Here is a 17,820-nt window from a genome sequence, read left to right as displayed (position 1 = left end):
CAGGTGCAACGCCACTGTACTCCGACTATTCCCGCGGCGCACCCCCGATCCGTCGCGAAGCGAGACGGCGATCAGGGCAGCAGCATCCCCGCGGGGAAAGGGAAAGGCCCGGACCTTCCGGGAGTCGATTTCTCGACCCCGGAGGATCCGGGCCTTCTTGGCTCCCCGGCTTGGACTCGAACCAAGAACCTGCCGGTTAACAGCCGGCTGCTCTGCCAATTGAGCTACCGAGGAATGTGCGCCGCTGTGCGGGCAACTCGACAAGCTTAGCAAACTCCGCACCCTGCTCGTGACATCGGGCGCCAGGATCGGGGTCCCGGGCGTGTCGCGATCACGGACGCGCCGGGGTCTCCGCGTTCGGAGCCCACAGCAGGTCCTTGCCCACACCCCGCGCGACGACGTGCCCCTGCCGCAGCATGAGCGTCTCGGCGTTCAACTCGCGGATGAAGGCCGCGTCGTTCGTGACCAGGAGCGCCGCCATGGACGCCTCCTTACGACGCCGGGTGATGGCGTCGAACACGACCGGCCGGACCTCGAGGTCGAGGTTCGCGAGGATCTCATCGGCGATGAGCACCTTCGGCTCCAGCACGAACGATCGCGCGATCGCGACGCGCTGGCGCATGCCGGCGCTGAGCTCGTACGGGAAGCGATCGGCCGTGCCGAGCGGCAGGTGCAGCTCGTCGAGCAGCGTGGCGACGCGGATCGACAGCGCCCGCGTGTTCACACGCCGCTCGCGCTGCAGGATCGGCTCGGCGATCACCTCGGCGACCGTGAGCCGCGGCGGCAGGTCGGCGCCGGCGCCCTGGGGCACGAAGCCGGTGCGATAGGTGAGGATGCGGTGCTTGCGCCCCGGACGGCGGACGTCGACGCCGCAGACCTCCGCTCGTCCGCCGACGACCTTGACCGACGGATCGGTCGAACCCGCCAACGCGGCCACGAGACTCGACTTGCCCGAACCGGTCGGTCCTGCCACGCACAGCAGCTGGCCGGGCGCCACCGTGAAGCTCACGCCGTCGACGGCGCGCGTCGGTAGGCCGTGGCCGATGCGATCGATCACCACATCGGAGCAGTCGATGGCGAAGGAGGAGACGTGCCGACGGGACATGAGTCCATCCTGCCGTGCGCGGCACCCGCGCGGGCGTTACGACTCGGAGAACCGCTGGCGCTCGATGTCGATGTCGCGCAGCCGCACCCGCAGCGCGCGGCCTCCGTCGGAGTCGGCGGGCACGCGCTGCACCGCGCCGAGGAGTTCCTGCTTCTCACGTTCGAGCTGACGGAGGATCAGCCGTCGGGCGAGGTCGGTCGCCGAGACGACCGCTCCCTCTTCGTCGCGCGCGGGGAACGGCATCATCAGCAGCTGCCCGGCCAACGAGCGATACGGCTCGCGCACGCCGTTGACCGCTTCGGTCGCCCACCCGGGGCGTGTGCGGTCGGGCGCGGCGGCGACGGCCTCGCGCACGGCGTCGAGACCCGGCGTGCGGAAGGCGCCGGACAGCGCCCGCGACAGCAGGTCCTGATCGAGCTGATGTCCGTACTGGAGCACCCCCATGAGGGCGTCGCGCTCGACCGCGACGTCCGGGGAGCGCGGCAGGCTCGCGAGGGTGACCGGGGCGATACCGCCGGGTCCCTCGGGCGACCTGCTCGCGGCATCGTCCTCACGTGTCGCCGCGGGACGAGACCCTCCGCCGCGCGCCGATCGCTCGACTTCGGTGTGCACCTCGGTCGGGTCCATGCCGAGTCGTCGCGCGAGCACCCGTTCGTACCCCGGGCGGAGCAGCCGGTCGCGGATCTCGGCGACGATCGGAGCCGCCGCGCGGAGCGCGCCGACCCGCCCCTCGACCGTCGAGAGGGCGAAGCCGGCGAGCTTGCGATCGATCGCGAACTCGAACATCGGCAGCTTCGCGTCCATGAGGCCACGCACCGCCGCATCCCCGCGCTGCAGACGCAGATCGCAGGGATCGAGCCCGTCCGGGGCGACCGCCACGAAGGTCTGCGCGTTGAATCGATCGTCCTCGGTGAACGCGCGCAGCGCAGCCTTCTGCCCGGCCTCATCGCCGTCGAACGTGAAGACGACCTCACCCGAGGCGTTGTCGTCGCCCATGACCCGACGCAGCACCTTGATGTGTTCGGCCCCGAAGGCCGTGCCACACGTGGCGACCGCGGTCGTGAGCCCCGCGAGGTGGCACGCCATGACGTCGGTGTATCCCTCGACCACCACGACGCGTCGCGGGTCGCCGCGCGCGATGTCGCGCTTGGCCAGGTCGAGGCCGTAGAGCACCTGCGCCTTCTTGTAGATCGGCGTCTCGGGGGTGTTGAGGTACTTGGGCCCCTGATCGTCGTCGAAGAGCTTGCGCGCGCCGAAACCGATCGTCTGTCCGGAGACGTCGCGGATCGGCCACACGAGGCGCCCGCGGAAGCGGTCGTAGACCCCCCGCTGCCCCGTCGAGACCAGCCCCGCCGTGCTCAGCTCCTCGCGCGTGAATCCCTGCGCACTGAGGGCCTTGAGCATCCCGTCCCATCCGCGCGGCGCGAAGCCGACACCGAAATGCGCCGCCGCTCCCGCGTCGAAACCGCGTTCGCCCAGGAAGCGCCGGGCCGCCTCGGCGTCGGGCGACAGCAGTTGCGAGCGGAAGAACTCCGCAGCAGCCGTGTTGGCGGCGTAGAGACGGCTGCGCCCGCTCGTCTCCGGCGCAGCCCCGCCGTCTTCGTAGTGCAGGGTGTAGCCGATGCGACCGGCGAGCCGCTCGACGGCCTCGGTGAAGCTGACGTGATCCATCTCGCGCAGGAACGAGTAGACGTCGCCCGACTCCCCGCAGCCGAAGCAGTGGTAGTACCCGACCTGCGGGCGCACGTGGAAGCTGGGGCTCTTCTCGTCGTGGAACGGGCACAGTCCCTTGAGCGACCCCACACCGGCCGATTTCAGCGCGACGCGCTCCCCCACGATGTCGGCGATGTTCGTGCGCGCCTTGACCTCGTCGACGTCGGCCTGGCGGATGCGGGGCATCAGCCCACCCCTTCGGCGACGGCCCGTCTCTGGACCGCCGGTCGCGCCCCCGGCCGCGCGTGGCGGGGAGTCCAGATGCCGACCTCCGCCGGGTCGATCTCGCCCACCAGCCGGTTGTGCCAGTCGATCGCGCTCTGGTCGGTCAGGCTCGCGATCTGGTCGACGATCACCCGCGCCCTGGACGCGTCGCTGTCGGCGCCCAGGAAGTCGGCGGCGAAGGCGGGTTCGAGCACGTCGGCGCCGGCCGACCAGAGGGTGTCGGTCTGCCACAGAGCGTCGGCGAGTCGGGTCAGCACGCGCCGCTGCTCCTTGTACACACCCTTGCGTGCGTCGATCGTGACGATCGCCTGCCCCATGATGCCCTTGAGCACGGCGATCTCGACCTCGACGACGCGGGGCACCACGACGTGCGCGTTGTACCGCACGAGCGCCGTGCTGCCGTACGCCTCGCGCGTGGCGGACACGGCGGCCCGGGCGAAGCGCCCGATGAGGTCGCTGGTCAGGTTCTTGAGCCGAGCGAGATCCTGGCGACTGCGATCGAACGACGACAGCCACATCGACTGCGACGAGAGCCGGTAGAGCGCATCGGCCAGCTCCTCCCGCGTGAAGTCGTACCCCACCCACTGCTGGATACGCCCGACGAGAGCATCGTGCTGCGCCGGGTCGGCGAGCTGGGCGACGTCGACGTAACCGTTGACGATCGCATCCTCGAAATCGTGGACCGAGTAGCCGATGTCGTCGGAGAGGTCCATGATCTCGGCCTCGATGCAGCGCAGACGCCCCGGGGCGCCCTCGCGCATCCAGCGGAAGACGGCCTCATCCTCGGGGTACACGCCGAACTTCAGGCGGCCGCCCGGATCGGGAACCGGACTGTCGACGGTCCACGGGTACTTGCACGTCGCATCGAGGCTCGCCCGCGTGAGGTTGAGCCCCACCGAGCCGCCGTCGGCGTCGAGCACCTTCGCCTCGAGCCGGGTGAGGATGCGCAGCGACTGGGCGTTGCCCTCGAAGCCGCCGATGTCGGATGCCCACTCGTTGAGCGCGCGTTCGCCATTGTGGCCGAAGGGCGGGTGGCCGAGGTCGTGGCTCAGGCACGCCGTGTCGACGACGTCGGCCGAGACGCCGAGGGCCGACGCGAGTTCGCGTCCGACCTGCGCGACCTCGAGCGAGTGCGTGAGACGGTTGCGCGCGAAGTCGGCGGTGCTGGCGGGACTGAGCACCTGCGTCTTGGCGGCGAGACGGCGCAGCGCGGCGGAGTGCAGCACGCGGGCGCGGTCGCGGGCGAAATCGTCGCGCTCCGAGCGATGGGTCTCCGAGAAGAAGCGCTCGGCGTCGCGGAGGTCGTAGCCGTCGGACCGGGGGGCGCGCGCGACGCCCGAGGGATCAGCCGCCACTGTTCTCGATCTCCGCTCCGCGCATCATCTCGGACGCCGTGTCGGCGAGCTCGCGCGACTCGAGCCACTTGTCCGGCAGTGCGGGGCGCTTCGGGCGGCCGGCGCGGCCGCGCTGACCCTCGGCGTCGGCGCCGGGATAGGGGGCGTCGCGGTCGAGCTGACCGAGCAGATCGTCGATCTCGGCCAGGCTCGACGCCGTCGCGAGGCCGGTGCGGATGTCCCCTCCGACCGGGTAGCCCTTGAAGTACCAGGCCACGTGCTTGCGCACGTCGCGGCAGCCGTGATCCTCGTCCTCGAAGAACTCCACGAGCAGTTCGGCGTGACGGCGGAACGCGTCGGCCACGAACCCCAGCGTCGCGTCGACGGCGGGGGCGTCCGCGCCGAAGGCGCGCGCCAGATCGCCGAACAGCCAGGGGCGGCCGAGGCATCCGCGTCCGACCACGACGCCGTCGCAACCGGTCTCGTCCATCATGCGAACCGCGTCGTCAGCCGACCAGATGTCGCCGTTGCCGAGCACCGGCACGCTCGTGACCGCCTGCTTGAGTTCGCCGATCGCGTTCCAGTCCGCATGACCCGAGTAGAACTCGCTCGCCGTGCGCGCGTGCAGCGCGATGGCCGCGACCCCGGCGTCCTCCGCGGCGCGTCCGGCGTCGAGGAAGGTGAGGTGGTCGGGATCGATGCCCTTGCGCATCTTGATGGTCAGCGGCACGTCACCGGCGGCCTCGACGGCCTGGTTCACGATCTGCGAGAAGAGGGAGGACTTCCACGGGAGCGCGGCTCCTCCGCCCTTGCGCGTGACCTTGGGCACCGGGCATCCGAAATTCAGGTCGATGTGGTCGGCGTGGTCCTCGGCGACGATGATGCGCACGGCCTCGGCGATGGTCTTCGGGTCGACGCCGTACAGCTGGATCGACCGCGGCGTCTCGCTCTCGTGATGGCGGATGAGACGCATCGTCGTCTCGTTGCGCTCGACGAGCGCGCGCGAGGTGATCATCTCGCTGACGTAGAGACCGGCACCGTACTCGCGGCACAGTCGGCGGAAGGCGGTATTGGTGATCCCGGCCATGGGTGCGAGGACCACCGGCACGTCGAGGTCGATCGGACCGATGCGGAGCGTGCGGGCGGAGGCGGGGGCGAGAGTCATGACCTGTCCATTCTCCCAGACGCGGGGCCGGTGGCGCCGCACCGATCTAAGCTGTGCACTATGACCGACCGCGCGCTCCGTTCCATCCCGTTCACCGATGCTCAGGGGCAGGAGAAGACGCTCGACGACCTCGGAGCCGATGTCGTGCTGGTCGTCAACGTCGCATCGAAGTGCGGACTCACCCCGCAATATGCACAGCTCGAGGAGCTGCAGCGCCTCTACGGAGACCGCGGGTTCAGCGTCGTCGGCTTCCCGAGCAATCAGTTCCTGCAGGAGCCCGGCTCCGTCGAGCAGATCACGGAGTTCTGCTCGACGACCTACGGCGTCACGTTCCCGGTGAACGACAAGGTGAAGGTCAACGGCCGCAACGCCGCCGAGCTCTACAAGGCGCTCAAAGAGACCCCGGACGCGAACGGCAAGGCGGGCCGCGTGGAATGGAACTTCGAGAAGTTCCTCGTGCTCCCGGACGGAGAGGTCCTCCGCTTCCGCCCGAAGCAGAAGCCGGACGACCCCGCGATCGTGGGCGCGATCGAGGCCGCGCTGACCCGCTAGACCCCGGCGGTCTCGGGCTCGGCGTCGTCCTCCGACGCGCCGCGCTGCGACCACAGGTCGCGCAGCACGTTCTCGAACGCCGCGGGCGGCTGGGCGCCGCTGATGCCGTACTGCCCGTCGATGACGAAGAACGGCACGCCCTGGATGCCGTAGGCCCGCGCCTGCGCCTGATCCTGCCGCACCGCCGGCAGGTACTTCTCGCTGTCGAGCGCTTCGCGCGCGGCATCTGCGTCGAGGCCGATCTCGGCGGCCAGCTCCACGAGGTCGTCGATGCGGCCGACGTGCTTGCCCTCGGTGAAGTACGCCGACATCAGGCGCTCCTCCATCTCGTGCTGACGCCCGTGCTCCTTGGCGAAGTGCAGCAGCTCGTGCGCCTTGACGGTGTTGGTGTGCTGCAGCAGGTCGAACCGGTACTGCAGTCCCGCGTTCTCGGCCACGCCCGTCACGTGCGACAGCATCTGCTCGACCTGGTCGCGGGGCATGCCCTTGTGACCCGAGAGGAAGTCGATCTCATCGCCGTCGAAGTCGACGGGGGTGTCGGGTGAGAGCTCGAACGAATGGAAGGTGACGTTCACCTGGGGCGCGTCGTCGTCGCCCGCGACCGCCTCCAGCCCCTTCTCCAGATTGCGCTTGCCGATGTAGCACCAGGGGCAGGCGATGTCGGACCAGATGTCGATCGAGATGGGTTCGCTCACACAACGATCCAACCGCTATCGGCGGAGGCGTATTCCGCCGATAGGATTTCCGGATGCTCGGCGCCGACGATCCTCTCCCCCTGGTGCCGCGACGCGTGCTGATCGCCGGCGTCACGGGCTCGGGCAAGACCACGCTCTGCGATCGGATCTCGCGGCTGTGGGGGCTGCGTCGCGTCGAGATGGACGCCCTGTTCCACGGGCCGGACTGGACCCCTCGGCCCCAGTTCCTCGACGATGTGCGCGCATTCGCGGCCGAGGATCGCTGGGTCACCGAGTGGCAGTACACGAGCAAGGGCACCGACCGCATCCTCACCCCGCGCACCGAGCTCGTGATCTGGCTCGACTACCCCTACCGGGTGGTCCGCTCGCGTCTATTGCGCCGCACGATCAGCCGCAGCATCCTGCGCACGAAGATGTGGAACGGCAACGTCGAGAAGCCGATCTGGCGCATGTTCCGGGGGACGCCGGAGGAGAACATCCTCGCGTGGCAGACCGCGACGCTCGACAAATGGACGGAGCGGATGCCGCTCGCCGCAGCCGAGTTCCCGCACCTCGTGATCGTGCGTCTGCGGCATCCGGGGGAGACGGAGCGCTGGCTCCGCACTCAGGCCGAGGCGTCGGGGGTGTCGACGGCACCGCCGAAGCGGCGGTCGCGCGACAGGTAGACGCCGATCGCCCGCCACAGCTCTTCCCGCGAGAAGTCGGGCCACAGCGTGTCGAGGAACACCATCTCGGCGTACGCCGACTCCCACAGCAGGAAGTTCGAGGTGCGCTGCTCGCCCGAGCTGCGCAGGAACAGATCGACATCGGGCATGTCGGGCACGTAGAGGTGCCGACGGATCATCTTCTCGGAGATCGCGTTCGGCTTGACGCGCCCCGCGGCCACGTCGTCCGCGATCCGGCGCATCGCATCGACGATCTCGATACGACCGCCGTAGTTGACGCACATCGTGAGCGTGAGCACGTCGTTGTCGCGCGTCAGCTGCTCGGCGTACTGCAGCTCCTTGATGACGCTCCCCCAGAGCCGCGGCTTGCGGCCCGCCCACCGCACCCGCACGCCCCATTCGTTGAGCTGATCGCGACGACGGTGCAGGACGTCGCGGTTGTACCCCATGAGGAAGCGCACCTCCTCGGGGGACCGGGCCCAGTTCTCGGTCGAGAACGCGTAGACCGAGAGGTGCTTTACGCCGGCCTGGATGGCGCCGGCGACGACGTCGAGCAGCACCTCCTCCCCCGCCTTGTGCCCCTCGATGCGGTTGAGACCGCGACGGTTGGCCCAGCGGCCGTTGCCGTCCATCACGATCGCGACGTGCTCGGGCACCGCGGGGAACTCCGGCGGATACACGCCGGTCCAGTCGAGCGGCCGATACGCGACCGCGTCTTTGTGCGTGTAGGGCTTCGGTGTCACCGGGCTCCTCCGGGATCGTGCGAGACGTGCGCGAGCGAGCGGATGCCGCGCTCGAGATGCCACTGCGCGTACGCCGACACGAGGCCGGAGGCGGCAGCGCTGTCGGCCGGAGCCGCGGCGTCGACCGCATCCCATTCGCCCGCGAGCAGGGAACGCAGCAGCGCGAGGGCCTTCTCCCCCACCCGGGGGCTGCCGGCCGGGGCATCGACCGAGCACACGACACCGCCGAGCTGCGCCACGAACACCGGATGCGGCCCGGGGGCACCGCACCGGGCGCAGTCGGTGAGCGACGGCGCCCAGCCCGACAGCGCCATCACGCGCAGCAGGTACGAGTCGAGGATGCTGCGGGGGGCATGCTCGCCGCGGGAGAGGGCACGGAGACCGCCGACCAGAAGCAGGTACTGCTCGGGCGTGGTCTCGGCGTCGTTCAGACGGTCGGCCGTCTCGACCATCGCATTCGCCGCCGTGAAACGGTCGTAATGGGCGACGATGTCCGCGCCGTACGCCCCGAGCGACTCGGCCTGCTGCACGATGTCGAGCGACCGCCCGGCATAGAGCTGCACATCCGCCACCATGAACGGCTCCAACCGCGACCCGAACTTCGACGACGTGCGCCGCACCCCCTTGGCCACGGCGCGGATCTTGCCGTGGCGTCGCGACAGCATCGTGACGATGCGGTCGGCCTCACCCAGCTTGTGGGTGCGGAGGATCACCGCTTCGTCTCGATAGGTGGGCATACGTCGATTATCCTCCGTGCGGGAGAATGGACGGGTGACCGAACCGCTCTTCACCATCCCCTTCTGGGCGGATCTGCTCGGCGTCGGCCTCGGCGGCGTGCAAGGCGCGCTCTTCGCGTCGGGTTTCCAGGGGCAGCGACGGCTCGACTGGCTCGGCGTCGCGATCATCGGCATCATGATCGGGATGGGCGGCGGTCTGATCCGCGACATCCTCCTCGGTCAGACCCCGGCGACGCTGCAGAACCAGTGGTACCTCGTGACGGCGGGCGGCGCGGCCCTGTTCGGCATGCTGCTCGCCGGCCTCTTCACACGCCTCAACACCGTCATCGTGGTGCTCGACGCCGTCGTCATCGGGATGTTCGGGGCGTTCGGCACGAGCAAGGCGCTCGCCTTGGGCGTGCCCGAGGTGCCCGCGGTGTTCATCGGCGTGTGCGCCGCCGTCGGCGGCAGCGTGCTGCGCGACATGCTCATGGGCCTGCCCACGGCGATCATGCACGTCGGCTCGCTCTACGCCGTCGCCGCCGGGGGCGGCTGCACCTTCATCGTCGTCGCGAACGCCCTCGGCATGCCGATCCCGCTCGCCGCGGTGATCGGCATCGCGGTGACCGCCGTCATCCGGGTGCTCGCCGTGAGCTTCGACGTCTCGCTCCCCGAACAGCGCCGCCTCTACCGACGCAAGGTCGCGGCGGAGACCGGCACGATCCCGATCGTCAAGCCCTGAAGCAGCGCGACAACCCACGGCTGCACCGTGCCGCGATCGGCATGCGACGGCCCCCTGTCCGCGAGGGCATCGCCGCGCGGACAGGGGGCCGTCGTCATCGCTCTCAGACGCTGGCGAGCTCCGACTGACGCGCCCGGATCGAGCGATTCACACCCGACACGATGGCCTTGAGCGATGCGGTCGAGATGTCGCCGTCGATGCCGACGCCCCACAGGCGCTGGTCGCCGATCTGCAGCTCGACGTATGCGGCCGCCTGCGCGTCGCCGCCGGCGCTGAGGGCGTGCTCGACGTAGTCGTAGAGGGTGATGTCGAAGCCCTGTGCACGCAGCACCTCGATGAACGCCGCCACCGGTCCGTTGCCGTTGCCGACGACGGCCAGCTGCTGCTCGTCGTCGCGCAGGGTGACGTCGAGCACGACGTCGCCCGACATGTCGCTGCGGGTCTGCGTCGCCAGCAGCTCGAAGCGCCCCCACTTGTCGGCGCTCGCGGCGGCGGGCAGGTACTCGTCGGTGAAGATCGACCAGATCTGCTCGCTCGTGACCTCGCCACCCTCGGCATCCGTCTTCGCCTGCACGACGCCGGAGAACTCGATCTGCAGCTTGCGCGGGAGGTCGATCGCGTGGTCGGCCTTCAGCAGGTAGGCCACACCGCCCTTGCCGGACTGGGAGTTGACGCGGATGACCGCCTCGTACGAACGCCCCAGATCCTTCGGGTCGACCGGCAGGTAGGGAACCGCCCACTCGATGTCGTCGACCGAGACGCCCTCCGCCTCCGCCCGGGTCGCCATCGCTTCGAAGCCCTTCTTGATGGCGTCCTGATGCGATCCGCTGAATGCCGTGAACACCAGGTCACCCGCCCACGGGCTGCGCTCGGGCACGGGCAGCTGGTTGCAGTACTCGACCGTGCGCTTGACCTGATCGATGTCGCTGAAGTCGATCTGCGGGTCGATGCCCTGCGTGAACATGTTGATGCCCAACGCGACCAGGTCGACATTGCCGGTGCGCTCGCCGTTGCCGAACAGGCAGCCCTCGATCCGGTCGGCTCCGGCCATGTAGCCGAGCTCGGCCGCAGCGATGGCGGTGCCGCGATCGTTGTGCGGGTGCAACGACAGGATGACGTTCTCTCGGTGGGCCAGGTGGCGGCTCATCCACTCGATCGAGTCGGCGTAGACGTTGGGCGTGGCCATCTCGACGGTGGCAGGCAGGTTGACGATCACCTTGCGCTCGGGCGTCGGCTCGAAGACCTCGATCACCTGATTGCAGATGTCGACCGCGAACTCGAGCTCGGTGCCCGTGTAGCTCTCGGGCGAGTACTCGTAGAACACCTGGGTCTCGGGGATGCGCTTCTCGAACTCGCGGCACAGGCGCGCGCCCTCCAGGGCGATGTCGATGATGCCCTGCTTGTCGGTGCGGAACACGACCTCGCGCTGCAGCACGCTCGTCGAGTTGTACAGGTGCACGATCGCCTGCTTGGCGCCCGCGATCGCCTCGTAGGTGCGCTCGATGAGGTGCTCCCTGGCCTGGGTCAGCACCTGGATAGTCACGTCGTCTGGGATCAGGCCGTCGTCGATGAGCTGTCGCACGAAGTCGAAGTCCGTCTGGCTGGCGGACGGGAAGCCGACTTCGATCTCCTTGTAGCCCATGTTCACGAGCAGCTCGAACATCACCCGCTTGCGCTCGGGCGACATCGGGTCGATGAGCGCCTGGTTGCCGTCGCGCAGGTCGACGGCGCACCATCGGGGCGCCTCGGTGATGCGGGCGTCCGGCCAGGTGCGGTCGGGCAGATCGACGCGGATCTGCTCGTGGAACGGGCGATACTTGTGGGTTGGCAGGCCGGAGGGCCGCTGAGTGTTCTGCATGATGGGGCTTCTTCTCTTCGTCACGGTTATCGGGCCAACACAAGCGCCGCGACGAGGAAGGCCCTAGCTCTCAGGACTCGTCGCGGCAGCTAAGAAGAAGCAGACCGCCGAAAGGCATGTCGTCATGCTAGCAGGAGGCCCCACCGGGACGCATTCAGAAGACGCAGTGCACGGTGGTCGCCGTTCCGCCCACCGGGACCCACGATCCGGCGTAGGCGGTGGCGAGCACGCCGCCGCTGCTGCTGCGCGCCTGCGCGTACCCGCTGGATCGGGCGTTCACCAGCGATCGCGGAGCGAACCCCGACGGCACCGGGATCGTCCCGCAGATGCTCCAGCTGACGGTCAGTCCGACCAGCTGACCGGTGAAGACGCAGATCCTGCCGGTGGCGCACGGTCCGACGGAGCGGGCGGCGGGGCCACGCGACCGCGTGACGCTGGCCTCCATGCCGAGCTCGGGCCACACCGCGTGCGTACCGTCGATCAGGATGCCTCCCGGATTGTCTTCGAGGAGCTGCTCGATCTGCGGATCGACGTCGTCGGGCGTCGATGCGGATGCCGCGACCGGCGCACCACTCAGGAGGAGTGCCGCCACCAGAAGCCCCACCACACCGGTTCTCTTCATCGGAGGATCCCTTCGTCGACGTCCCACAGCTGATACGAGATCACGGCACCGGTCGGAAAGACGTCGTCCTTGCCCAGCCACGTGCGCTCGATGCCGATCACGCGTCCGGTGTCGACCGAGATGAGCACGACATCGCTTGCGGAGCCGTCGGGGGTCGGCACGCGCAACGCGGTGGCCGCTCGCCCGAGACGATCGGTGGTCGACCCCAGCGCGTCCACCCCGTCGGATTCCGCCAGGATCGCGAGCATCTCGGCCTCCTGCGCGTTGGTCGGCGTCCACTGACCGAGAACGGAGGAGACAGCGGTGATCACGTCGGAGGCCGTGTAGTCCTGCGGCAACCAGTAGGCGTGCAGCAGGTCGAGCACTTCCTCGCGGCTGGAGCCGACGAGATCGCGGAGCGGCACCTCGAATGCGCCGGGGGGCGTGTCGACCTGCCAGGAGATCTCGCCGCTACTCGACACCTCGGCCCCGATGTTCGCCTCGGCATCGTCGGGAGAGTAGGGCACGCCTTCGTAGGCGACAGCCGTGGCCGAGAGGTCGGGTCGCCAGTCGAGTGCGACCAGCTGCGGGACGATCTCGCTCTCCTCCCGGCCGAGGTCGACAGAGAAGGACCACGATGCCGATCGCACCGTGCGCTGAGCCTCGACGGGACCGCCGGTCGACAGCGCGGTGCGCGCGTCGTCGACGATCTCGCCGACGGATCCGGCGTCGTCGAAGTCGAGGGGCGCTGGCGCACCCGCCACCGCGGCCGTCTGCGGCACGAACACCGCCACCGCGAGGGCGGCCGACGCGGCGACGGCCGTGGTCCCGAGGGCCCAGCCGGCGATCGACGCTCCGCGCCGGCGGGGGGCACGGGTGCGGGCACGGCGCAGGATGCGCTCGCGGTCCTGCAGCGCATGCGCATCGGGCGTGGATCCGCGGGGCGTGCGCGCGGGGTCGGCGTCGACCAGCACACGCTCCAGCGTGTCGCTCTCAGTCATCGACGATCACCCCCTCCGATCTCAGGGCGGCGCGCAGACGGTCCCGCGCACGGCCGAGCAGTCTGCGGACGGAGCCCTGCGGCCGTCGCCACAGTTCGGCGATCTCCCCCACCGACAGCCCGTCCCAGTACGTGAGCATGATGATACGCCGTTCCTTCGCCCCGAGAACAGCGAGCGCACGCATCACGCGCGCCCGTCGAGTCGGGTCGCTCTCACCCGACTCCGGGTCGCTTGCATCCCCGAGCACCCCGTGCTCGACCGCGTCGGCCGCGGCGCGCAGAGTCCCCGCATCCTCGGCCCGAGCACCGAGCACGGCGTCGGCGGTGCGGAGCAGCCAGATGCGTCCGGGCGGGATGCGGGCATCCAGACGCGTCCACGCGTGCAGGAACACCTCGGACACGATCTCCGACACCTGCGCATCGTCGAAGACGACGCCCTCGACATGCCGGCGGACGGCAGCCCAGTTCTGGTCGAACAGCTGCCGGAATGCCTCGTCCCGTGGCGGTCTCGGGTTCTCGCCACGGGCGCTCATCCGCGGAGATCCGGGGGCCGAGGCGCCGGAATCCGCACGGACGACGCGGTCATCAGAACCCGAGCCGGCCGAGCTGCTTGGGGTCGCGCTGCCATTCGCGGGCGACCTTGACGTGCAGTCCGAGGAAGACCCGGGTGCCGAGCAGCTCCTCGATCCCGCCGCGGGCACGGGCGCCGACGTCGCGCAGGCGTTTGCCCTTGTGCCCGATGATGATCGCCTTCTGACTGTCGCGCTCGACCACGATCGACGCGTGCACGTCGGTCAGATCGCTCCCCTCCCGCGCGGCCACCTCGTCGACGACGACTGCGATCGAGTGCGGCAGCTCGTCGCGGACGCCGTCGAGCGCCGACTCCCGGATGATCTCGGCGATGCGGTCCTCGTCGGACTCGTCCGTCGTGATCCCCTCCGGGTAGAGGGCCGGCCCCGCCGGCATGAGCCGGAGGATCTCGTCCGAGAGCACGTCGAGCTGCTCCCGGGTGAGTGCCGACAGCGGCACCACGGCGGCCCAGTCCTCGCGCAGGGCGTCGACCTCGATCAACCGTTCCGTGATGTCGTCGCGGGCCGCGGCATCCGTCTTGGTGACGATCGCGACCTTCTTCGCACGGGGGTAGCCGTCGAGCGAGGCGGCGATGCGGCGGTCGCCGGGGCCGACCTTCTCGGTCGCCGGCACGCAGAAGCCGATCACGTCGACGTCTCCGAGCACCTGCTCCACGAGGTCGTTGAGGCGTTCTCCGAGCAGAGTGCGCGGCTTGTGGATGCCGGGGGTGTCGACGATCACCAGCTGGCCGTCCGGGCGGTTGACGATGCCGCGGATGGCGCGACGCGTCGTCTGCGGCTTCTCGCTCGTGATCGCGATCTTCTCGCCGACGAGAGCATTCGTGAGCGTGGACTTGCCCACGTTGGGGCGCCCGACGAACGTCACGAACCCGCTCCGGTTCTGCTCAGTCATCGCGCTGCTCTCCTTCTTCCTGTCCGGCCCCGTCGTTCGACGCCGCCCTCTCCACGAACACCGTCGCGATGCCTCGGCCGCGTCCGCGGGATGCCCCGCCGGTGAGCACGAGGCCGTCGACGACCGCCGTGGCCCCGGGCTGCGGAACCTGACCCAGAGCCTTGCCCAGCAGTCCGCCGATCGAGTCCACGTCCTCGTCTTCGAGCTCGAGACCGAAGAGATCGCCGACGTCCTCGAGCGACAGCCGGGAGCTGACCCGGTAGCGACCGTCGCCGAGATCGAAGAACTCCGCCGAAACCCGATCGTACTCGTCCGAGATCTCGCCCACGAGCTCCTCGATGAGGTCCTCGAGGGTGACGAGTCCGGAGATCCCGCCGTGCTCGTCGATCACGAGGCAGACGTGGACGGCGTCGCGCTTCATCTGCTGCAGCAGGGTCTCGGCGCGCATCGACTCGGGGACGAACGTCGCCGGCCGCGCGATCGGGCGGATCGACGCGCCGCGCCAGGCACCCTCGTCGCGGTAGGCGAACTGCACGAGGTCCTTGAGGTAGAGCACGCCTACGACGTCGTCGGCCTCGTCGTCGACGACCGGCATGCGCGAGACGCCCCGCTGCAGGAACAGGGCCATCGCCTCGCTGGTCGAGGCGGTCGCGTCGACCGTGACCATCTCGGTGCGCGGAACCATGACGGCGCGCACGAACTGGTCGGTGAAATCGAACACCGAGTGGATGAGGTCGCGGTCGTCGGCCTCGATGAGGTCGTTCGACGCCGCCTCGTCGACCATGCTGAGCAGCTGCTCCTCCGAGGTGAACGAGCTGCGACCGGCGCCCGGGGTGACGCGGTTCCCCAGTACGACGAGCCCCTGGGCGATCGGTCCGAGCAGAATGCGGAGGCCGCGCACGATCGGCGCGGTCCCCCGCAGCAGTCCGTCGGCGTGATGCCGGCCGAACGACCGCGGACTCGCGCCGACCAGCACGAAGGTGATCCCCGTCATCAGCACGGCGGCGGCGAGCATGGCCCACCACACGTTGTCGAGCAGCGAGGTGAGGGCGACGGTCACGAGCACAGCCGCGGTGGTCTCGGCGAGCACGCGGATGAAGGCGACGGCGTTGACGTGCGCATCCGGATCGGCCGCGATCCTCGCCAGCTGCGCCGCGTTGCGCCCCTCGGAACCCATCTCCTCGAGGTCGGCGCGGGAGCGAACGCCGAATGCGGCGTCGATCGCCGCCATGAGGCCGCCGAAGGCGACCAGCAGCACGGCGCCGGCGAGAAGGAACCCGGCGGCGACGGTCATCGCCGGCGCTCGGCTGCGGCGAAGCCCTGGATGAGCTCCTTCTGCAGCCCGAACATCTCGCGCTCCTCGTCGGGCTCGGCGTGGTCGAAGCCGAGCAGGTGCAGCAGACCGTGGGTCGTCAGCAGGATCAGCTCGTCCATGAGGGTGTGGCCCGCGGCCTGCGCCTGGGTCTCGGCGACCTGGGGGCAGAGCACGATGTCGCCGAGGAGCCCCGGGGGTGTCGGGCGGTCCTCGCTGCCCGGGCGCAGCTCGTCCATCGGGAAGCTGAGCACGTCGGTGGGGCCTGGCTCGTCCATCCACTGCACGTGGAGGGCCTCCATCGCACCTTCGTCGACGAGTACGATCGCCACCTCGGCGTCGGGGCTGACGTGCAGCTGTTCCAGATTGAAGTCGGTGAGCCGCTGCAGCACCGTCTCGTCGACGTCGATCGCCGACTCGTTGTTGATCTCGATCATGAGAGTCCTCGTTTCGGCATACGGTCGCGCGGCCCCGGTCGCTGCGCACCTCGGCGATCGGCACGGTTCGCGAACTCCGCGGCCTGCTCGCGCTCCACGCGCTGGGCCGTGCGGCGCTCGTCGTACTCGCTGTAGGCATCGACGATGCGGCCCACGAGGGAGTGCCGCACGACGTCGTCGCTGGTCAGGCGGGAGAAGTGGATGTCGTCGATGCCGTCGAGCACTCGAGTGACGAGCCGCAGACCGGATGCCCCCTGCGGCAGGTCGACCTGGGTGATGTCACCGGTCACGACCATCTTGGTGCCGAAACCGAGACGGGTGAGGAACATCTTCATCTGCTCGGGTGTGGTGTTCTGCGCCTCGTCGAGAACCACGAACGAGTCGTTCAGCGTGCGCCCGCGCATGTAGGCGAGCGGGGCGACCTCGATGGTGCCCGTCGCCATCAGCCGGGGCACGATCTCGGGGTCCATCATCTCGTTGAGCGCGTCGTAGAGCGGGCGCAGATACGGGTCGATCTTGTCGGTCAGGGTTCCGGGCAGGAAGCCGAGCCGCTCCCCCGCCTCGACGGCGGGGCGGGTCAGGATGATCCGGGTGACCTCCTTGCGCTGCAGCGCCTGCACCGCCTTGGCCATCGCGAGGTAGGTCTTTCCGGTTCCGGCCGGACCGATGCCGAACACGATCGTGTTCTCCTCGATCGCGTCGACGTACTCCTTCTGCCCCAGAGTCTTGGGTCGGATCACCTTGCCGCGCGTCGAGAGGATCGCCTCCCCGAGCACCTCGCTGGGGCGCGGACCGCCGTCGCGCAGCATCCGCGCCGAGCTCGCGACGTCGCTCGGGGCGAGGTCTGCACCTCCCCGGGTCATCTCGAGCAGCTCTTCGACGAGGGTGCGCGCCTTGGCCACCGCGTCCGCCTGGCCGCTGAGCGTGATCTCATTGCCCCGCACGAGCACCTGCACGTCGCGGTGCTCGCGCTCGAGCATGCGCAGAAGCCGGTCCTGCGGGCCGAGCAGCTGCACCATCGCGACGCCGTCGGCGTAGATCTTCTCGACGGCCTCCGGGGCGGATGTTCCGCTGCGACGCTCCGGGACCTCGGGTCGTTCGTGGTTATCAGGCACCGACGCTCTTCTCGGTCAGTCCCCCGGCCAGCACATGCGCGTGGACGTGGAAGACGGTCTGCCCGGCGTTCTCACCGGTGTTGAAGACGAGGCGGAAGTCGCCGTCGTCGGTGTGCGAGCCCGCAAGCCGGGTCGCGAGGGCGACCATCTCGGCGAGGAGCGCGGGATCGCCCGCAGCGAGCTCGGCGACGTCACGGTACTCCGCGGTCTTCGGGATCACCAGCAGGTGCACCGGCGCCTGCGGCGCGATGTCGCGGATCGCGAAGACGCGATCGGTCTCGCCGACGATCTCGGCCGGAATCTCGCCGTCGAGGATGCGCGTGAAGATCGAGGGCTCGGTCATGCACCCAGTCTAGCGGC

The 17,820-nt window shown here is 69.5% G+C and carries 19 protein-coding genes and 1 tRNA gene; 3 read left to right on the top strand and 17 right to left on the bottom strand.

From position 1 onward, the window contains the following. Nucleotides 1–158 precede the first annotated feature (158 nt). From AC3A3J_RS09165 to dusB, 5 genes are all read right to left on the bottom strand, one after another. A tRNA-Asn gene (locus AC3A3J_RS09165) sits at nucleotides 159–234 on the bottom strand. Between the two features lie 97 nt (nucleotides 235–331). Then, on the bottom strand, nucleotides 332–1,105 hold the full coding sequence (locus AC3A3J_RS09160) for an ATP-binding cassette domain-containing protein (RefSeq protein ID WP_487671987.1): 774 nt from the start codon (nucleotides 1,103–1,105) through the stop codon (nucleotides 332–334). Nucleotides 1,106–1,141: 36 nt separating this feature from the next. Next, nucleotides 1,142–3,004, bottom strand: coding sequence for a DNA primase (gene dnaG / locus AC3A3J_RS09155; RefSeq protein WP_487671986.1), 1,863 nt, complete (start codon nucleotides 3,002–3,004; stop codon nucleotides 1,142–1,144). Continuing rightward, the gene (locus AC3A3J_RS09150) at nucleotides 3,004–4,398 is read right to left on the bottom strand and encodes a deoxyguanosinetriphosphate triphosphohydrolase (protein ID WP_487671985.1); all 1,395 of its coding nucleotides are present in this window, start codon (nucleotides 4,396–4,398) and stop codon (nucleotides 3,004–3,006) included. The genes dnaG and AC3A3J_RS09150 overlap by 1 nt, the downstream gene beginning before the upstream one ends. Next, the gene (dusB, locus tag AC3A3J_RS09145; protein ID WP_487671984.1) at nucleotides 4,388–5,542 is read right to left on the bottom strand and encodes a tRNA dihydrouridine synthase DusB; all 1,155 of its coding nucleotides are present in this window, start codon (nucleotides 5,540–5,542) and stop codon (nucleotides 4,388–4,390) included. Before dusB ends, AC3A3J_RS09150 begins: the two co-directional genes overlap by 11 nt. Before the next feature lie 60 nt (nucleotides 5,543–5,602). Here dusB and AC3A3J_RS09140 point away from each other — a divergent pair, with 60 nt between their 5' ends. Next, nucleotides 5,603–6,094, top strand: coding sequence for a glutathione peroxidase (locus AC3A3J_RS09140; protein WP_487671983.1), 492 nt, complete (start codon nucleotides 5,603–5,605; stop codon nucleotides 6,092–6,094). On the opposite strand, the gene AC3A3J_RS09135 is transcribed toward AC3A3J_RS09140, so the two are convergent. Further along, nucleotides 6,091–6,789 (bottom strand): DsbA family oxidoreductase, encoded by a 699-nt coding sequence (locus AC3A3J_RS09135; protein ID WP_487671982.1) that lies wholly within the window; start codon nucleotides 6,787–6,789, stop codon nucleotides 6,091–6,093. The genes AC3A3J_RS09140 and AC3A3J_RS09135 overlap by 4 nt on opposite strands. A 53-nt stretch (nucleotides 6,790–6,842) precedes the next feature. Between AC3A3J_RS09135 and AC3A3J_RS09130 the strand changes: the two genes are divergently transcribed. Further along, nucleotides 6,843–7,454, top strand: coding sequence for a P-loop NTPase family protein (locus AC3A3J_RS09130; protein ID WP_487671981.1), 612 nt, complete (start codon nucleotides 6,843–6,845; stop codon nucleotides 7,452–7,454). Here AC3A3J_RS09130 and AC3A3J_RS09125 read toward each other — a convergent pair. Together AC3A3J_RS09125 and recO are read right to left on the bottom strand one after the other, a co-directional pair. Then, complete coding sequence (locus AC3A3J_RS09125) at nucleotides 7,394–8,197, bottom strand: isoprenyl transferase (RefSeq protein WP_487671980.1); 804 nt, start codon at nucleotides 8,195–8,197, stop codon at nucleotides 7,394–7,396. The two genes, AC3A3J_RS09130 and AC3A3J_RS09125, sit on opposite strands and share 61 nt — an antisense overlap. Beyond that, nucleotides 8,194–8,934, bottom strand: coding sequence for a DNA repair protein RecO (gene recO / locus AC3A3J_RS09120; RefSeq protein WP_487671979.1), 741 nt, complete (start codon nucleotides 8,932–8,934; stop codon nucleotides 8,194–8,196). Before recO ends, AC3A3J_RS09125 begins: the two co-directional genes overlap by 4 nt. 34 nt (nucleotides 8,935–8,968) lie before the next feature. Here recO and AC3A3J_RS09115 point away from each other — a divergent pair, with 34 nt between their 5' ends. Beyond that, nucleotides 8,969–9,655 (top strand): trimeric intracellular cation channel family protein, encoded by a 687-nt coding sequence (locus AC3A3J_RS09115; RefSeq protein ID WP_487671978.1) that lies wholly within the window; start codon nucleotides 8,969–8,971, stop codon nucleotides 9,653–9,655. A gap of 103 nt (nucleotides 9,656–9,758) precedes the next feature. Here AC3A3J_RS09115 and leuA read toward each other — a convergent pair whose 3' ends face one another. The 9 genes from leuA to AC3A3J_RS09070 all read right to left on the bottom strand — a co-directional run bounded on the left by leuA (nucleotide 9,759) and on the right by AC3A3J_RS09070 (nucleotide 17,803). Next, a complete protein-coding gene (gene leuA / locus AC3A3J_RS09110) occupies nucleotides 9,759–11,513 on the bottom strand; it encodes a 2-isopropylmalate synthase (protein WP_487671977.1) in 1,755 nt (584 codons plus the stop codon). 154 nt (nucleotides 11,514–11,667) lie between these two features. Next, entirely contained in the window at nucleotides 11,668–12,135 is a 468-nt protein-coding gene (locus AC3A3J_RS09105; protein ID WP_487671976.1) for a hypothetical protein, read from the bottom strand. Beyond that, on the bottom strand, nucleotides 12,132–13,115 hold the full coding sequence (locus AC3A3J_RS09100; protein ID WP_487671975.1) for a hypothetical protein: 984 nt from the start codon (nucleotides 13,113–13,115) through the stop codon (nucleotides 12,132–12,134). Before AC3A3J_RS09100 ends, AC3A3J_RS09105 begins: the two co-directional genes overlap by 4 nt. Beyond that, the gene (locus AC3A3J_RS09095) at nucleotides 13,108–13,647 is read right to left on the bottom strand and encodes an RNA polymerase sigma factor (RefSeq protein ID WP_487671974.1); all 540 of its coding nucleotides are present in this window, start codon (nucleotides 13,645–13,647) and stop codon (nucleotides 13,108–13,110) included. Before AC3A3J_RS09095 ends, AC3A3J_RS09100 begins: the two co-directional genes overlap by 8 nt. Before the next feature lie 52 nt (nucleotides 13,648–13,699). Further along, on the bottom strand, nucleotides 13,700–14,596 hold the full coding sequence (era, locus tag AC3A3J_RS09090) for a GTPase Era (RefSeq protein WP_487671973.1): 897 nt from the start codon (nucleotides 14,594–14,596) through the stop codon (nucleotides 13,700–13,702). Continuing rightward, nucleotides 14,589–15,890 carry a hemolysin family protein gene (locus AC3A3J_RS09085; RefSeq protein WP_487671972.1) on the bottom strand — a complete coding sequence of 434 codons (1,302 nt, stop codon included), beginning with the start codon at nucleotides 15,888–15,890 and terminating at the stop codon, nucleotides 14,589–14,591. Before AC3A3J_RS09085 ends, era begins: the two co-directional genes overlap by 8 nt. Continuing rightward, nucleotides 15,887–16,345, bottom strand: a complete 459-nt coding sequence (gene ybeY, locus AC3A3J_RS09080; protein ID WP_487671971.1) for an rRNA maturation RNase YbeY — start codon at nucleotides 16,343–16,345, stop codon at nucleotides 15,887–15,889. Before ybeY ends, AC3A3J_RS09085 begins: the two co-directional genes overlap by 4 nt. Continuing rightward, the gene (locus AC3A3J_RS09075; protein WP_487673087.1) at nucleotides 16,342–17,364 is read right to left on the bottom strand and encodes a PhoH family protein; all 1,023 of its coding nucleotides are present in this window, start codon (nucleotides 17,362–17,364) and stop codon (nucleotides 16,342–16,344) included. The genes ybeY and AC3A3J_RS09075 overlap by 4 nt, the downstream gene beginning before the upstream one ends. Nucleotides 17,365–17,452: 88 nt before the next feature. Continuing rightward, nucleotides 17,453–17,803 carry a histidine triad nucleotide-binding protein gene (locus AC3A3J_RS09070; RefSeq protein WP_487671970.1) on the bottom strand — a complete coding sequence of 117 codons (351 nt, stop codon included), beginning with the start codon at nucleotides 17,801–17,803 and terminating at the stop codon, nucleotides 17,453–17,455. Nucleotides 17,804–17,820 lie beyond the last annotated feature (17 nt).

The sequence above is a fragment of the Microbacterium sp. Soil_N32 genome (assembly GCF_057655505.1).
The sequence above is the reverse complement of the archived record's forward strand: the minus strand, read 5'-3'. Positions and strand labels throughout refer to the sequence as shown.

Excerpts from the sequence above, each read along its gene's own strand:
- ybeY (WP_487671971.1), bottom strand. The coding sequence starts at position 16,345 with ATGATCGAGATCAACAACGAGTCGGCGATCGACGTCGACGAGACGGTG.
- dnaG (WP_487671986.1), bottom strand. The coding sequence starts at position 3,004 with ATGCCCCGCATCCGCCAGGCCGACGTCGACGAGGTCAAGGCGCGCACG.
- AC3A3J_RS09130 (WP_487671981.1), top strand. The coding sequence starts at position 6,843 with ATGCTCGGCGCCGACGATCCTCTCCCCCTGGTGCCGCGACGCGTGCTG.
- AC3A3J_RS09070 (WP_487671970.1), bottom strand. The coding sequence starts at position 17,803 with ATGACCGAGCCCTCGATCTTCACGCGCATCCTCGACGGCGAGATTCCG.
- AC3A3J_RS09095 (WP_487671974.1), bottom strand. The coding sequence starts at position 13,647 with ATGAGCGCCCGTGGCGAGAACCCGAGACCGCCACGGGACGAGGCATTC.
- AC3A3J_RS09105 (WP_487671976.1), bottom strand. The coding sequence starts at position 12,135 with ATGAAGAGAACCGGTGTGGTGGGGCTTCTGGTGGCGGCACTCCTCCTG.
- AC3A3J_RS09085 (WP_487671972.1), bottom strand. The coding sequence starts at position 15,890 with ATGACCGTCGCCGCCGGGTTCCTTCTCGCCGGCGCCGTGCTGCTGGTC.
- dusB (WP_487671984.1), bottom strand. The coding sequence starts at position 5,542 with ATGACTCTCGCCCCCGCCTCCGCCCGCACGCTCCGCATCGGTCCGATC.
- recO (WP_487671979.1), bottom strand. The coding sequence starts at position 8,934 with ATGCCCACCTATCGAGACGAAGCGGTGATCCTCCGCACCCACAAGCTG.
- AC3A3J_RS09075 (WP_487673087.1), bottom strand. The coding sequence starts at position 17,364 with ATGGTGCAGCTGCTCGGCCCGCAGGACCGGCTTCTGCGCATGCTCGAG.
- leuA (WP_487671977.1), bottom strand. The coding sequence starts at position 11,513 with ATGCAGAACACTCAGCGGCCCTCCGGCCTGCCAACCCACAAGTATCGC.
- AC3A3J_RS09140 (WP_487671983.1), top strand. The coding sequence starts at position 5,603 with ATGACCGACCGCGCGCTCCGTTCCATCCCGTTCACCGATGCTCAGGGG.
- era (WP_487671973.1), bottom strand. The coding sequence starts at position 14,596 with ATGACTGAGCAGAACCGGAGCGGGTTCGTGACGTTCGTCGGGCGCCCC.
- AC3A3J_RS09160 (WP_487671987.1), bottom strand. The coding sequence starts at position 1,105 with ATGTCCCGTCGGCACGTCTCCTCCTTCGCCATCGACTGCTCCGATGTG.
- AC3A3J_RS09100 (WP_487671975.1), bottom strand. The coding sequence starts at position 13,115 with ATGACTGAGAGCGACACGCTGGAGCGTGTGCTGGTCGACGCCGACCCC.